The organism is Bosea sp. OAE506, assembly GCF_040546595.1.
Lineage (GTDB): Bacteria > Pseudomonadota > Alphaproteobacteria > Rhizobiales > Beijerinckiaceae > Allobosea.
In genome coordinates this window covers 4,201,783-4,215,491 of sequence record NZ_JBEPOB010000001.1, presented here as the reverse complement: position 1 = coordinate 4,215,491, position 13,709 = coordinate 4,201,783, and the positions used below count along the sequence as shown (strand labels likewise).

The following is a 13,709-nucleotide window of genomic DNA, read 5'->3' as shown; positions in this document are numbered from 1 at the left end:
CGGCATCCTGCGGGCGGGCCGGATCTCCCGGCCTGTCCGCGGCGTCCTCCCATCCAGGGACGGTTGACGCTCCGTTCGCAGCGTTGGTATGCTAGTATACTAATCAACGAGATTGCAATGACCATCTCAGCGGTCCGCCACGGCACCGACCAGATCCACCGGTCTCTGAGGGCCGATATTCTCGGCGCAGCACTGCTGCCGGGTGCGGCGATGTCGGAGGCGCGCATGGCTCTGCGCTTCGGCGTCAGCCGCACGCCCGTGCGCGAAGCCTTCAAGCGGCTGGTCGAGGAAGGCTTCTTGGTCGTCGTGCCGCAGGTCGGCACCTTCGTCGCGCCGATCGACCTCGCGGCGGTCTATGACAGCCAGTTCGTGCGCGAGACGCTGGAATGCCGCACTGTCGCGCTCGCCGCCGAGCGGCTGGACGAGGAGGGCCGGGCCCGCCTCGACGCGCTGGTGGCCCAGCAGGCCGAAGCGATGCAGGCGGGAGACCGGGTGAGCTTCTTCCGGCTCGACGAGGCGTTCCATGCCGAGCTCTCGCGGCTGGCCCGCCACCCATCCGTCTGGAGCATGATCGAGACCGTCAAGGCACAGCTCGACCGCGTGCGCTGCCTGTCGCTGGAAACGCCGACCTGGTCGGACATGATCCTCAGCCAGCATCGCGAGATCGCGGCGCGTGTCGGCGCCGGCGACGCAGCCGGGGCCGAGGCCGCGATGCGCGCCCATCTGCGCACCGTCTTCGACGCCATCGAAACCATCGCCCAGGCTCATCTCGACGCGTTCGACAAGAGCCGCCTCGGCGCGAAGCCGCCCGGTCCCTGACAGGCGCCGCTCACCCTCAAGACGATCATTGCTGACGAAGGACACCCCGATATGGAAGAAACCTGGCGCTGGTTCGGACCCAGGGACGCCGTTCGCCTGCCGCAGATCCGGCAGACGGGCGCGCGTGGCATCGTCACCTCCCTCCACGACATCCCCTATGGCGAGGTCTGGAGCGTCGAGGCGATCGAGGAGCGCAAGGCGCTGATCGCGGAGGACGCCTCGCTCGGCCTGCGCTGGAGCGTCGTCGAGAGCCTGCCGATCCATGAGCGGATCAAGCTGAACGAGGGTGACCAGACCGCCCTGTTCGACAATTACCGCGCTTCGATGCGCAACCTCGCCGCCTGCGGCATCAAGACGATCTGCTACAATTTCATGCCGGTGCTGGACTGGACCCGCACCGAACTCGCCTGGCCGACGCCCGGTGGCGGCCGTGCGCTGCGCTTCGGCATCGTCGAATTCGCGGCCTTCGACTGCTACATGCTGGAGCGTCCGGGCGCCGAGGCCGAGTTCTCCGAGGCGACGCTCGCAGCCGCCAAGGCCTGGGCGCAGCGCGCCTCCGAGGCCGACAAGGAGAAGCTGCTGGCCAACATCATGGCCGGCCTTCCCGGCGCCTATGACCGCTACGACATTCCCGGCCTGCGCAAGATGCTGGACCGCTATCGCGGCGTGACGCCGGCGATCCTGCGCGAGAACCTCGCCCGCTTCCTGCGCGAGATCATCCCGCTGGCCGACGAGCTCGGGATGCGTTTTGCGATCCACCCCGATGATCCGCCGCGTCCGCTGATGGGCCTGCCGCGCATCGTCTCCAACGAAGCCGACATCGCCTTCATCCTCGGTTCGGTCGACAGCCGGGCGAACGGCCTGACGCTCTGCTCGGGCTCGCTCGGTGCGGGGCCGACCAACGACGTGCCGGGGATCGCCCGCCGCTTCGCCGAGCGCATCCACTTCGCGCATCTGCGCAACGTCGCCAAGGATGCCGACGGCTCCTTCATGGAGGCGGACCATCTCGACGGCGACACCGACATGGTGGCGCTGGTCAGCGTGCTGCTCGAGGAGCAGGAGCGCCGGCGCTTGGCGGGCCTCGCCGACTGGCGCATTCCGATGCGTCCCGACCATGGTCACGAGCTGCTCGACGACATCGGCAAGCCGACCCATCCCGGTTATCCGATCATCGGCCGCCTCAAGGGCCTGGCCGAATTGCGCGGCGTGATGCGGGCGGTTTCCTCCGCCAAGGGCTGGCCGCTCGCCTGAGCCGCGGCGCCGTCGATCGCACCTGAAAAAGAGCCCCGCAGCCAGAGACTGCGGGGCTTTCGCATTTGGGTCGCGGGAGGTCAGCGGGCGCGCTTGGAGCCGACCAGCTCGTCCCATTTGCGGAAGGCGACGACCATCTTGTCGGGCTTCAGCGGCAGTTCGATCGGGTTCTTGGCGATCAGGTCGGCATATTCGGGCCGGCCGAACTCGGCGATGACCTTCTGGCTGCTCTCCGGCGCCAGCGACAGCGGCACGTTCTTCACCGCCGGGCCGGGATAGAGATAGCCCTCGTCATAGGCATAGGCCTGCATCTTCGGCGTCAGCACATGCGCCATCATGTCGAGCACGACCGCCAGACGGTCGTTCGGCACGCCCTTGGGCACGCACATGAAGAAGGCGTCCGAGACCCAGTGGAAGCCCTTCAGCGTCTGGATCTTGGCTTCCTTCGGCACGATGCCGAGCGCGCGCGGATTGATGTCCCAGCCGGTGGTCGAGATGATGATGTCGCGCGAGCCGTCGCCGAACTCCTTCATCGTCGCGCCCGTGCCGGCCGGGTAGTACTCGATGTACTGCCCGAGTTCCTGGAGATAGGCCCAGGTCTTGTCCCAGCCATTGACCGGGTCCTGCGGGTCCTTGTCGCCGAGGATATAGGGCAGGCCCATCATGAAGGTTCGGCCGGGCCCGGAATTGGTCGGGCGCGCATACATGAAGCGGTTCGGATTGGCTTTGGCCCAGGCGAGCAGCTCCTCGGCTGTGGTCGGCGGCGTCTTGACCCGGTCGGGCATGTATTCGAGCAGCGGCCCTGAAGGGTAGTAGTTCACCACGACGCCGAAGCCGTCGCCCTGGACCTTGTGAAGGTTCAGCGCGGCCGGCTCGTAATTCGCCTCGATGTTGGGGAACTTGTCGGCGAAGTCGGGCAGGATCTTGAGCCAGAGCTTCTGGTCGAGGCCCGCCGCCAGCCCGTCGCTGCCGGTCAGGACGAGGTCGAGATCGGCCCGACCCGCCTCCTGCTGCGCCTTGATCTTGCTGGCGAGCTCCGGTGCCGGCGCCTTCACGAAGGCGATGCGGGAGACCAGCTTGGGATTGGCGGCGCGGTAGTCCTCGAAGGCCTTCTGCATCAGCGCCAGCGCACCGCCGACATCGATGATGCTGATTGCGACCGGCGCGGCCGGCAGCGGTGGCGAGGCGGCGAAGGCGGCCGGGCCGGTCGCGGCGAGCGTGCCCAGGCCGCCGAGCACGGCGCGTCGGTCGAGTCCCTTGAAATCGGCTGTCATGCTTGGTCTCCCCTTGTTGTTTCAGTGGTTGAGAACGTCGCGTGCCGAGGGCCGTAGCGGCGCTCGATGGGCCCGAGCCGTAGGCTTTCGACCGTCAGATCCTCGCGCCAGCTCACCTCGCCGTAGGGCATCGGCAGGCCATGCGCAGCCAAGGCCGGAGCGAGCAGCGCGAGCGGATGGTCCGAGGCCATCGCCAGCGCCTGCTGGGGCGTCGCGATGCCCCAGCGCACGATGTTGCGCACGGCCTGATCGAGACACAAGGCGGAGCCGGCGAGCGAGCCGCTGGGCAGGCGGATCGCCCCCTCCGGCGTGCGCAGGATGTCCATGCCCGCAAAACGATAGGGACCTGGCTTCGCCGCGGCCCCGGCCACGGCATCCGTGACCAGCATGGCGCGGTCGAGCCCTTTGGCGCGCAGCAGCACCTTCAGGGCGGCGGGATGGAGATGGATGCCGTCGGCGATGAAGGAGGCCTGCAGCCGGTCCTCGGCGAGTTGGGCGAAGATCGGATTCTCCAGCTTGTGGGCGCTCTGCGGCATGCCGTTGCCGAGATGCGTCGAAAGCGTCGCGCCCGCCTCGGCGGCCGCCGCGATCTGGCTGAAATCGGCAGCGGTATGCCCGAGAGCGACCACCGTTCTGCCGCGCGACAGCGTGCGGATGAGATCGAGCGCGCCGGGCAGTTCCGGCGCGAGCGTCACCATCAGGATCGGACGGGCGACCAGGCTCTGCAGCCTTGCAACCAGCGCGGGGTCGGCGGCCGTCATCGCTCCCGGCGGGTGGCAGCCGGCATAGCCCGCCCCCGAGTTCAGGAACGGGCCTTCGAGATGGTAGCCGGGGCACATCGCCGGTCCGAGCCGGCTGGCCGAGACGGCGGCATCCAGCGCGCGGAACCGGGCCTCGAGTTCGTCGGGATAGGCCGTGATCAGCGTCGGCAGGCAGGTCGTGACGCCGGTCGCCAGCATCGCCTCCAGCGCCTGGTCGAGCGCGTCGGCCGTGATCGTCTCCGTGTTGAAGTCGATGCCGGCGAAGCCGTTGACCTGGAGATCGACGAGACCGGCCGAAACCACCATGGCCCGCGGTCAGCTCCGGCTCAGCAGCGAGGCCGCCGCTGGATCGACGAAGGCGACCGTCCGCTCATGGCGTTGCAGAATGGAGGCCGGATGCAGCGGCGTCACCTCGCCCTCCAGCGCGTCGCGCGTCGCCTGCGCCTTGCGGGTGTCGGAGACGGACAGCACGATCAGCGCGCTCTTCAGGATCTGGCGGACGCTCATCGAGATCGCCCGCTGCGGCACCGCCTCGAGGCTCGGGAACCAGCCCTCGCCGAACTGCTGGCGGCGGCACGCCTCGTCGAGCGTCACGATGATGTAGGGATCGTCGGTCTCGAAATCGGCCGGAGGGTCGTTGAAGGCGAGATGGCAGTTCTCGCCGATGCCGGCGAAGCAGACATCGATCCTGCGCCCGCCGATCAGCCCGTTCAGGCGCTTCGCCTCGGCGGCGGGCTCGGCCAACCCGTCGACCGGCATGAAGCGGACCTTGCCGCCGAGCGGGCCGACGAAACGTTCCTCCAGATAGCGCCGGAAGCTCGCCGGATGGTCCGTGCCGAGGCCGACATACTCGTCGAGATGGAACGCCGTGACCTTCGACCAGTCGATGTCGTCGGCCGCGACGAGCGCCTGCAGCATCTCGAACTGGCTGGCGCCGGTGGCGACGACGATCGTCGCCTCTCCGTAGCGGGACAAAGCCTCGCGGATGGCCGCCGCGCCGCAGGCCGCAGCCTGCACGCCGAGAATCTGCTTGTCCGGGACGATCCGCACATCGATCATGGTAATTTTGAACCGCTTACTCGATAAAATGTTTGAAAACGACTGCTTTCAGTCTAGAAAAGCCTGTCGAAAAGGCAATTCGTATTTTGAACAAGCGCGTTTTAAAATATTCAGGCGCCGAGCCGTCGGCGGACGCGGCGGCCACCTCTGCACAGGAGCGCGACCGCGCCCTGGTCTACCGGATCGTCGCAGAGGGCAGGGCCCAGTCGCGCCCCGAGATCGGCCGCCTGTCGGGCCTGCGGTCCTCGACCGTCTCGCGCGCGGTCGGTGAACTCCTGGCCTGCCGGCTGCTGGCGGAAACGGCCGGCGGCGGACGGGGCAGGGGGCGCCCTGCCGGCGTGCTGATCGCCAATCCCCGCGCCATCGGCTGCTCGGTCATCCACATCATCAGCCAGTCGCTGGCGGGAGCGCTGATCGACCTCAAGGGCGATGTCATCCTCCGCACGACCCGCCCGGTGCCGCGCGACGCTGACAATGCGGCGATGGGAGAGGCCATGCGCGAACTCGCCGCGACGCTGCGGGGCGCGATGCCGCACGGCATGGTCCATGCGGGCACGGCCGTCTCGCTCTCCGGACTGATCGACCTGCGCCAGAGCCGCTGGCTGATGGCCTCGCGCTGGCCCGCGATGCGCGAGCTTGATGTCGAGGCTCTGCTCGGCCCCGCGGCCGCGCCCGTCCGCATCGGCCGAAATCTCGACGCCGAGCTGCGCGCCCGCGTGGCCCGCGAGCCGGACCGTTTCGCCAGCGGCACACTCCTGCTGCATTGGGGCTGGGGCATCGGCCTGGCCCATGCCGTCGATGGCGAGCCGCTCTCACCCGCGGGCGGCCCCTTCGGCGAGATTGGCCACTGGCGATTTTCCGTGCTCGAAGGCCGTCGCTGCGGCTGCGGCAACACCGCCTGTCTCGAGACGGGTGCCGCGCTCTGGGCGTTGCTGCCGGTCCTGCGGCAGCTCTGGCCGCAGCTCGGGGAGGATGAGGAGGGGCTTGCCGACGCGCTGGCCGACTGCGACCTGCTCTCCGTTCCCGACATCGAGGCCGCAGCGGTCATCCTGGCGAGAGCCCTCGCCAATGCCTGCCGGCTGCTCTTTCCCCGCCGCATTCTCGTCAGCGGGCCGCTCGTCGCCAATGCGGCGCTCTTCGCCCGGCTCGACACGCTTTTTCGTCAGGAAGGGGCAATGGCGGGCTTCGCCATGCCGGCGCTCTCCGTCGTGCGTGCCAGCGCCGCCATGGAGATCGAAGGCGCCGCCGCGGGCCTCCTCGATCGCAGCATCCGCGCGACCTTGTCGGACACCGCACAGACGGGCTGACAGGGGCGGGCGTCCGGTTCTCCACGAACGCCGGGCACACGTCCTGCCAGGGCCCTATCCCCGCCAAAAGGCCTCTTCAACCAGCGCGCGCGGGCCAATGTCGATGGAGATCGTCGATCACGAAGGCATGGGCATGAACGTTTTGCGCCGCACCGGCGAGATGCGGGTGATCGGCCGGCAGATCGTCATGGCGGTGGACGAGGTCGCCGGCCTCTTCCGACGGCCAAGCCTGCGCCGCGGCCATGATGGCGGCGAAGGTCAGGAGGGCGAACATGCTGAAGGCCAGAGCGACCGGCATGGTGGCCCCGAGCCAACCGGCCAGCGGATAGGTCAGCAGCCAGCAGGCATGCGACAGCGCAAACTGCGCGGCGAAGACGGCCGGTCGATCCTCCGCATGGACCGAGCGACGCAGCAGCCGCCCCGATGGCGTCTGCACGGCGGAATAGCCCAGGCCGAGCAGCAGCCAGGTCGCCAGCAGACCCGGCCACAAGGTCGAGCCCGGGCTTCCCGCGCTCCCGGACAGGAGGGCCGCCGCGACCGCGAGAACGCAACCGAGACCGATCGCGGCCGCGAACATGACACGTCGGTCGGGCAGCCGCTCTAGCAGCCGTGGCAAGGCGAGCGCGGCGATCATCGAGCCGCCACCGAAGCAGCCCAGTGCAAGCGCGACCTCGCCGTCGCCGAGTCCCAGCCGGCCTTTCACGAAGACGACCGTATTGACGATCACCATCGCGCCGCCGGCTGCCGCCGCCATGTTGAGCGCGAGCAGGCCGCGCAGCCGCGGCGTCGCCAGGTAGATCCGCATCCCCCGCGTGGTCCGATCATAGATTCCGCCCGTCCGCGCGATGGCCGGCGAGACCGGAAGCGTCACCGAGAGCACGAGAGCGGCGGAGACGAGGAAGCCTGCGACCGTGCCGGAGAACAGCCAGTGATAGCTGATCAGCGTCAGCAGTGCGGCGGCCAGCATCGGGCTGATCAGGCTCTCCAGATCATAGGCCAGCCGCGAGAGCGAGAGGGCCCTGGTATAGTCCGCCTCGTTGGGCAGCACGTCGGGGATCGTCGCCTGGAAGGTCGGGGTGAAGGCGGCCGAGGCGGACTGCAGCAGGAAGATCAGGACGTAAATCTGCCAGACCTCGCTGACGAAGGGCAAAAGCAGCGCGATTGCGGCCCGGACCAGATCCATCGCGATGAGGAATGCCTTGCGCGGAAGCTGAGCGGCGAACGCCCCGACAACCGGCGCAATTGTGACGTAAGCGACCATCTTGATCGCCAGCGCCGTGCCGAGAACCGTGCCAGCCTTTTCGCCCGCAAGGGCGAACGCGAGCAGCCCCAGCGCGACCGTCAGCAGGCCGGTACCAAGCAGCGCGATGATCTGCGCGAGGAAGAGCCGGCCATAGGTGCGGTTGGCGAGGACGGCGAGCATGGGCGGATCCTTTTGGAGGAACTTGGCGATCGGCCCAATCATCTGCCGAAGGCGGTCGGAAACGCGACATCTTGTGCTCGCGATCGGCGACTTGAAGCATCTTGCGCAGCGCCGCGGGCCTAATCTTCCCGTTACAGGACGTGATCGGGACGGCCAAGACGAGTCCGGGTTGCCCTATGGCTGATCGTTGCAAGGCGCGGAGAACCCGGTTGAGTCTCGAGAGCGATGCTGATCTCCCACAGGACGCGAGCGGGCGCATCGTCGCGGCCGGGGACGGGGCGAGATCGGCCGGCATCGTGGCTGACGACGCCGTTTATCTGCGCGAGGCCGCCGCCGTTCTCGCGGCGCCCCCGGGTGTCGTGCTCGCCGGCTGGATGGAGGACCTTCTGGCGCGGAACTACGGTCTGTCGGGCCAGATCGAAATCCTGTCCTCCGAGGTCGAATGCACCGCCGAGGTGCGCCTCCCCGATGATCGGCGGTTGATCCTCAAGGTCTCGGCGCAGCCGGCGGCGGTCGAGAGCTTCCGCTTCCAATCCGCCGCGATTGCCGCCGTCGCGGGGGCTGAGGGCTTCGTCGCGCCCCGTATCCTGCCGACGCGCGATGGGAAGCCGATGGTCGAGCGCGACGGCGTCTGCGGCTATCTCCAGACCCGCCTGGACGGCACGGCCCTGCACCGTTTGCCGGCGACGCCCGGATTGCTCCGCGAGGCCGGCCGGGCCCTCGGACAGCTCGATCTCGCTCTGGGCTCGAGCGAACTTCCGGCGATGCACCGGCCGGTGCTCTGGCATGTCCGGTGCTGGCCGGGCCTGATGGAGCTGCAGCATCACCTGCCGTCCGGCCCGGTCGCCGAGGCGGTGCGCCGGGCGATGGCGGATTTCCAGCGAGACATCGCCCCCCGGCTGGGCGAGGTGCCCTGGCAGGTCGCTCACAACGACCCCAGCCCCTTCAACATGCTCGCGACCGACGATGGCATCGCCTTCATCGACTTCGGCGACGGCTGTTACGGGCCTCGCATCCAGGATCTCGCCATCGCGGCGAGCCATGTCGTCAGCGATCCGTCTCTTCCTTTGGGCGGGGCCGAGCATCTGATTGCCGGCTATGCCGAGGCCCTGCCGCTGTCCGGCATCGAAGCCGGCTTGCTGGTCGGGCTGATGAAGGCGCGCCAGAGCGCGCTGATCCTGATCAATTACTGGCGCTCCCACCTGTTTCCGGAGAATGCGGCCTATATCAACAAGAATGTCGGTCGCGCCGAACGGGGTCTGTCGATCCTCTCCGCACTTGGCGCGGGCGAGTTACGGGAGGCCGTCATGGCAGCGACCCGATGAGGACCGGACATCCCGCAGCCGCCATCCACTCCACCGCCGGGCGCCGCCCCGCTCCCTCATCCATAGTCACAGGCTAAAGCCCATGTCCGTCGATCTCATGCCCAACCGCTACAGGCCGGGCGAAGCCGACATCGACCCCCGCGACGCGGAGTTGATCGCTCGTCGCGATGCGGTCCTCGGCGCGTCCTACCGGCTGCAATATCGCAAGCCCGTTCATTTCGTTCGCGGCGAGGGGATGTGGCTCTACGACCCCGACGGCCGCCCCTATCTCGATTTTTACAACAATGTCCCCTCGCTGGGGCATTGCCACCCCGAGGTGAACGCGGCCATGGCGGCGCAGGCCGGCCTGATCAGCGCCAACACGCGCTATCTCGAGCCGCAGCTCGTCGATTATGCGGAACGGCTGGTTGCCACCTTCCCGCAGGAACTCGACCGGGTCGTCTTCACCTGCACGGGCAGCGAATCCAACGACCTCGCGCTCAGGATCGCCAAATTGGCCAGTGGGAACGAAGGCGTGATCGTCTCGTCCTATGCCTATCACGGTACGAGCGCGGCGGTCGCAGCGGTCTCGCCCAATCTGGGGGCGGCCGTACAGCTCAGCCCATCGGTACGGCTGGTGTCGCTGCCGGGGCCTGCCGGCGTACCGGCTGCGCAGGCGGCCGAGTTCTTCGAGGCGCAGGTGCGGGCCGCTATCACCGATCTCGACCGGCGCGGGATCGGCGTCGCCGCGCTCCTGATCGACAGCATCTTCTCCAGCGATGGCGTCTGGGTCGATCCACCGGGCTTCATCGCCGGCGGGGTCGCCTCCGTCCGCGAGGCGGGCGGGCTCTTCATCGCCGACGAGGTGCAGCCGGGCTTCGGCCGAACGGGTGCGCATCTCTGGGGCTTCGAGCGCCATGGCATCGCGCCCGACCTCGCCACGCTCGGCAAGCCGATGGGCAACGGCTTCCCGATCGGAGCCGTCGTCGGCCGGCATGCGCCGATGGATCGCTTCGGCAGGACGGCCCGCTACTCCAACACCTTCGCAGGCAACACCATCGGCATCGCGACGGCCGATGCCGTTCTCACGGTCCTGCAGCGCGATCGGATCCCGCAAAATGCGCTCGCGATGGGGGCGCGCCTCGATGCCGGCCTGGTAGAGCTGGCGGGACGCAGGCCGGGTCTGCTGGCCTGGCGCCATGCCGGGCTCTTCTTCGGCATCGATATCGGCCTCGACGGCATGGCGCCCGCAGAGCGACGCGTCATGGCCCTGAACATCGTCAATGCCCTGCGCGACGACGGCGTCCTCATCAGCGCGACCGGTGCGAATGAGGATACGCTGAAGGTTCGCCCGCCGCTGGTCTGCGAAGCGAGCCATGTCGACCGCTTCCTGCAGGCGCTCGGGGATGCGCTCGCAGCCGCCGCTCCCTGAGGCGGCTTGCACGACGGGGCGAACCGTCTGAGGATCGCATGGTGCCCGCGGGCAGCCGGGCAACCCGGTACGGAGCGGGGCGGCAGGGCGTCAGAGGCGCGGGCTGCCGCATTTTGAGATCCAGAACGAGCATGAGCGCATGGGGCCCGCAGTTTCACTCGACCGGCTCGACTTCAAGCTTCTCGACCATCTCCAGCGCAACGGCCATTGCTCGAATGTCGAGCTGGCCGCTGCGGTAGGCCTTTCGCCCAGCCCCTGCCTCGCGCGGGTGAAGCGCTTGCTGGAAGTCGGCGTGCTGCGGGGGTTCGAGGCCGACATCGCGATCGAGAAGCTCGGCGAGTTCATCACCGTCTTCAGCGAGATCACGATCGGCGAGCATCGCCGCAACAGCTTCCGCATCTTCGAGGAAGCGGCCGAACAGCTGCCCGAGATCACGGAGTGCTACAATGTCAGCGGCGGCTGCGACTACATCCTGAAGATCACCGCCACCAGCATGTCGCGGTTCAGCGAGATCCGCGACCATCTGATTGAGCTGGATGTCGGCATCATCAAGTTCACGACGAAGATCGTCCTGCGAAAGCCCTTTGCCAGCCGCACCGTGCCGCTGCGCAGCCTGAAGCTCGGCGGCTAGCGGCGTTGCTGCCACCATCGCGGCACCGCAAGGGCCGCCGCGATGGGGAAGGGCGCCGGCCGTCGTTCGGCGCCGGTGTGTCAGAGGCCAAAAACGCCCGGCAGCCCGCCGATGTCGCGGATTTCGACATAGCCGTAATAGGGATTCGGCGGCTCGTGGCCCCGGTTCACCCAGACCTTGTTCTTGATGCCGAGGTCATGCGCCGACATCAGGTCGTAGCGGAAGGACGAGGAGACATGGCAGATGTCTTCCGGGCCACAGCCGAGCATGTCGAGCATGTACTCGAAGGCCTTGAAGCGCGGCTTGTAGGCACCCGCCTGCTGCGCGGTGTAGACGGCGTGGAACGGCGCGCCGAGCCGGGCGACGTTGTGCGGAATCTGGTCGTCCATCGCATTCGACAGGATCACCAGCGGGATCTTCTCGGCGACCTTGGCGAGGCCCGCGGGCACATCGGGATGCGGCCCCCAGCTCGGGACCTGCTCGTAGACCCAGCGTGCATCCTCGGGACGGGACACGACGCCGTTGCGGCGGCAGGTCTGTTCCAGCGCGTTGTAGACGATGGCCTCATAGGGCTTCCAGTCGCCCATCACCTCATCGAGGCGGTAGGCCGAGAACTCGTCGATGAATTTCAGCATCGCGGGCTCTTCCAGTTGCGCGCCATAGAGCGAGCGCGCGGCGTCGGCCATCGCGAAATAGATCAGCGTGCCGTGACAGTCGAAGGTCACGTATCGAGGTTTGATGATGCCCATGGCTGCGGCTCCCGCTTGACGAGGCGATCGGCCTCGCTGTCGCGGCGATCCTAAGGGCCGGTCGCCTCACGGCACGCGCAGGATCGCGGCCCCGTCGAGCAGGAATTGCCGCAGTTCGGGCGTCCGGCAGCATATCCTTCGCTCAGGCGGACAGGGGCTCCCGGCAACGCGGCGTCAGCCCTCGCCGCCGATGCGACGCTGGAACCAGGTCGAGCTGATCCAGGCGCCGCGCTTGCGCGCATAGTCCTTGAAGGTGCCGACCTCCTCGAACCCCAGCCTGACATGGAGGGCGTTGGACGCGGCATTGGGCTGGGCGACGCCAGCCACGGCGAGATGGATGTCCTCCTGCTCCAGCAGCGTGAGCAGGGCGCCGTAGAGCCGCGTTCCGAGCCCGCCGCGGCGCCGCTCGGGATGCATGTAGATGCTGGTCTCCACCGTGGTGTCGAAGGCGGCCGATGGCCGGTAGCGGCTGCTATAGGCGGCCCCCAGCACACCGGAGGCATCCTGCGCCACCAGCAGCCGGTAGCGCCCCGCTCCATAGCCGCCAAACCAGGCCCGGCAGCTGTCTGGCGTCATCTGCTCCGTGGTGAAGCGGGCGTTGGTATGCTCGATATAGTGGTTGAAGATTGCGGTCAGGGCAGGGATGTCGGCCGCGATGCCCGGCCTGATGAGGACGTCGTCATGGGGCATGGGACCCGGGACCTTCGGTGCTTCTCACAAAGGGGGCGCCGGGTCGCACCCCGTTCCGCTGGAGCTCTCGGGTAGCGCATCCCGCCGGGCGTTGGGAAGCGCCGGCCGAGGTCAGCGGCCGAAGCTGCCAACCTGCTCTTCCAGCCATTGGCAGAATGCGCTCGCCTGTTCGGTGAGGGGCAGCCCGCCGGTCCGGATCAGACCGTAATGGCTGCCATCGGCATCGAAGCCGGCCGGTGCGAGCAGTCTCTGGCGCTCGATATCGTCGACCGCGAGAATGCGTGGGCTCATCGCCACGCCGAGGCCGGCGGCGGCGGCTTCGACGACCAGGAAATGGTGGTCGAGGTAGCGAATCTCGCTGGGCCGCCGTGCCGATGGATGGGCCGCCAGCCAGTTCGGCCAGGCATCGGGGCGGGTCTTGGAACCTAGGGCGAGATAGTGTCCCGTCGAGAAGCCCGCGACGAGACCGGGGCTCATCACCGGCCCCACCTGCTCCGCGAACAGGCGCTGGACATGCCAGGATTCGGGCAGGGCGAAATCCAGGCGGCGGATGGCGAGATCGATGCGGTCGCGCCTGAACTCGACCGGGCCGCCACCGACCGAGAGATGCACGGCGACATCCGGATGAGCCGCCTGGAAGCTGGGCAGTCGGGGAATGAGCCAGCGCATCGCGACCGAAGGCTCGCAGGAGACGACGAGTGTGCCGGACTGCTGCAACGTCGCGCGCAAGCCCTCGATCGTCGCTCCGATCTCGCCGAAGCAGCGCCCGACCGTCTGGTGCAGCGCCTGACCGGCCGCTGTCGGACGGATGCCGCGCCCATCCCTCTCCAGCAGATCGAAGCCGAGGTCCTCGGAGAGCTTGGCGACTCGCCGGCTGACGGCGCCATGGGTCAGGGCCAGCGCCTCGGCGGCCTTGCGGACGGACCCGAGGCGGGCGACCGTCTCGAAGGCTCTGAGATCGTCGAGAGACGGAAGGTCGGACCGCTTCATCGGTGATTTTCTATCACCA

General features: G+C 68.1%; 13 protein-coding genes. 6 read left to right on the top strand and 7 right to left on the bottom strand.

From position 1 onward, the window contains the following. The first annotated feature begins 117 nt into the window (after positions 1-117). Together ABIE41_RS20500 and uxuA are read left to right on the top strand one after the other, a co-directional pair. Positions 118-819, top strand: coding sequence for a GntR family transcriptional regulator (locus ABIE41_RS20500; protein ID WP_192642084.1), 702 nt, complete (start codon positions 118-120; stop codon positions 817-819). Positions 820-870: 51 nt separating this feature from the next. After that, positions 871-2,070 (top strand): mannonate dehydratase, encoded by a 1,200-nt coding sequence (gene uxuA, locus ABIE41_RS20495; RefSeq protein ID WP_192642083.1) that lies wholly within the window; start codon positions 871-873, stop codon positions 2,068-2,070. A gap of 80 nt (positions 2,071-2,150) precedes the next feature. Here the strand turns inward: uxuA and ABIE41_RS20490 are convergent, their stop codons facing one another. Genes ABIE41_RS20490 through ABIE41_RS20480 form a run of 3 tightly spaced genes read right to left on the bottom strand, consistent with a single transcriptional unit; the run spans position 2,151 to position 5,164 of the window. After that, entirely contained in the window at positions 2,151-3,344 is a 1,194-nt protein-coding gene (locus tag ABIE41_RS20490) for an ABC transporter substrate-binding protein (RefSeq protein ID WP_192642082.1), read from the bottom strand. Further along, positions 3,341-4,411 carry an N-acetylglucosamine-6-phosphate deacetylase gene (locus ABIE41_RS20485; RefSeq protein WP_192642081.1) on the bottom strand — a complete coding sequence of 357 codons (1,071 nt, stop codon included), beginning with the start codon at positions 4,409-4,411 and terminating at the stop codon, positions 3,341-3,343. Before ABIE41_RS20485 ends, ABIE41_RS20490 begins: the two co-directional genes overlap by 4 nt. A 9-nt stretch (positions 4,412-4,420) precedes the next feature. Next, positions 4,421-5,164 carry a glucosamine-6-phosphate deaminase gene (locus ABIE41_RS20480; RefSeq protein ID WP_192642080.1) on the bottom strand — a complete coding sequence of 248 codons (744 nt, stop codon included), beginning with the start codon at positions 5,162-5,164 and terminating at the stop codon, positions 4,421-4,423. 86 nt (positions 5,165-5,250) lie between these two features. Between ABIE41_RS20480 and ABIE41_RS20475 the strand changes: the two genes are divergently transcribed. Continuing rightward, a complete protein-coding gene (locus ABIE41_RS20475; protein ID WP_192642079.1) occupies positions 5,251-6,471 on the top strand; it encodes an ROK family protein in 1,221 nt (406 codons plus the stop codon). A gap of 76 nt (positions 6,472-6,547) precedes the next feature. Here ABIE41_RS20475 and ABIE41_RS20470 read toward each other — a convergent pair whose 3' ends face one another. Further along, positions 6,548-7,894, bottom strand: a complete 1,347-nt coding sequence (locus tag ABIE41_RS20470; RefSeq protein WP_192642078.1) for an MFS transporter — start codon at positions 7,892-7,894, stop codon at positions 6,548-6,550. A 296-nt stretch (positions 7,895-8,190) separates the two neighbouring features. On the opposite strand from ABIE41_RS20470, the gene ABIE41_RS20465 reads away from it, so the two are divergent. The 3 genes from ABIE41_RS20465 to ABIE41_RS20455 all read left to right on the top strand — a co-directional run bounded on the left by ABIE41_RS20465 (position 8,191) and on the right by ABIE41_RS20455 (position 11,261). Beyond that, the gene (locus ABIE41_RS20465) at positions 8,191-9,219 is read left to right on the top strand and encodes a phosphotransferase (RefSeq protein WP_354192967.1); all 1,029 of its coding nucleotides are present in this window, start codon (positions 8,191-8,193) and stop codon (positions 9,217-9,219) included. Between the two features lie 82 nt (positions 9,220-9,301). Beyond that, positions 9,302-10,630, top strand: a complete 1,329-nt coding sequence (locus ABIE41_RS20460) for an aspartate aminotransferase family protein (protein ID WP_192642077.1) — start codon at positions 9,302-9,304, stop codon at positions 10,628-10,630. A gap of 139 nt (positions 10,631-10,769) precedes the next feature. Beyond that, on the top strand, positions 10,770-11,261 hold the full coding sequence (locus tag ABIE41_RS20455; RefSeq protein WP_192642076.1) for an Lrp/AsnC family transcriptional regulator: 492 nt from the start codon (positions 10,770-10,772) through the stop codon (positions 11,259-11,261). An 80-nt stretch (positions 11,262-11,341) separates the two neighbouring features. Here the strand turns inward: ABIE41_RS20455 and ABIE41_RS20450 are convergent, their stop codons facing one another. From ABIE41_RS20450 to ABIE41_RS20440, 3 genes are all read right to left on the bottom strand, one after another. Next, on the bottom strand, positions 11,342-12,010 hold the full coding sequence (locus tag ABIE41_RS20450) for a haloacid dehalogenase type II (protein WP_192642075.1): 669 nt from the start codon (positions 12,008-12,010) through the stop codon (positions 11,342-11,344). A 174-nt stretch (positions 12,011-12,184) separates the two neighbouring features. Beyond that, positions 12,185-12,700 carry a GNAT family N-acetyltransferase gene (locus ABIE41_RS20445; protein WP_192642074.1) on the bottom strand — a complete coding sequence of 172 codons (516 nt, stop codon included), beginning with the start codon at positions 12,698-12,700 and terminating at the stop codon, positions 12,185-12,187. 111 nt (positions 12,701-12,811) lie between these two features. Next, positions 12,812-13,690, bottom strand: a complete 879-nt coding sequence (locus ABIE41_RS20440) for a LysR family transcriptional regulator (RefSeq protein ID WP_192642073.1) — start codon at positions 13,688-13,690, stop codon at positions 12,812-12,814. Positions 13,691-13,709: the final 19 nt, after the last annotated feature.

Excerpts from the sequence above, each read along its gene's own strand:
- ABIE41_RS20455 (WP_192642076.1), top strand. The coding sequence starts at position 10,770 with ATGGGGCCCGCAGTTTCACTCGACCGGCTCGACTTCAAGCTTCTCGAC.
- ABIE41_RS20470 (WP_192642078.1), bottom strand. The coding sequence starts at position 7,894 with ATGCTCGCCGTCCTCGCCAACCGCACCTATGGCCGGCTCTTCCTCGCG.
- ABIE41_RS20460 (WP_192642077.1), top strand. The coding sequence starts at position 9,302 with ATGTCCGTCGATCTCATGCCCAACCGCTACAGGCCGGGCGAAGCCGAC.
- ABIE41_RS20450 (WP_192642075.1), bottom strand. The coding sequence starts at position 12,010 with ATGGGCATCATCAAACCTCGATACGTGACCTTCGACTGTCACGGCACG.
- ABIE41_RS20490 (WP_192642082.1), bottom strand. The coding sequence starts at position 3,344 with ATGACAGCCGATTTCAAGGGACTCGACCGACGCGCCGTGCTCGGCGGC.
- uxuA (WP_192642083.1), top strand. The coding sequence starts at position 871 with ATGGAAGAAACCTGGCGCTGGTTCGGACCCAGGGACGCCGTTCGCCTG.
- ABIE41_RS20440 (WP_192642073.1), bottom strand. The coding sequence starts at position 13,690 with ATGAAGCGGTCCGACCTTCCGTCTCTCGACGATCTCAGAGCCTTCGAG.
- ABIE41_RS20480 (WP_192642080.1), bottom strand. The coding sequence starts at position 5,164 with ATGATCGATGTGCGGATCGTCCCGGACAAGCAGATTCTCGGCGTGCAG.
- ABIE41_RS20500 (WP_192642084.1), top strand. The coding sequence starts at position 118 with ATGACCATCTCAGCGGTCCGCCACGGCACCGACCAGATCCACCGGTCT.
- ABIE41_RS20445 (WP_192642074.1), bottom strand. The coding sequence starts at position 12,700 with ATGCCCCATGACGACGTCCTCATCAGGCCGGGCATCGCGGCCGACATC.
- ABIE41_RS20485 (WP_192642081.1), bottom strand. The coding sequence starts at position 4,411 with ATGGTGGTTTCGGCCGGTCTCGTCGATCTCCAGGTCAACGGCTTCGCC.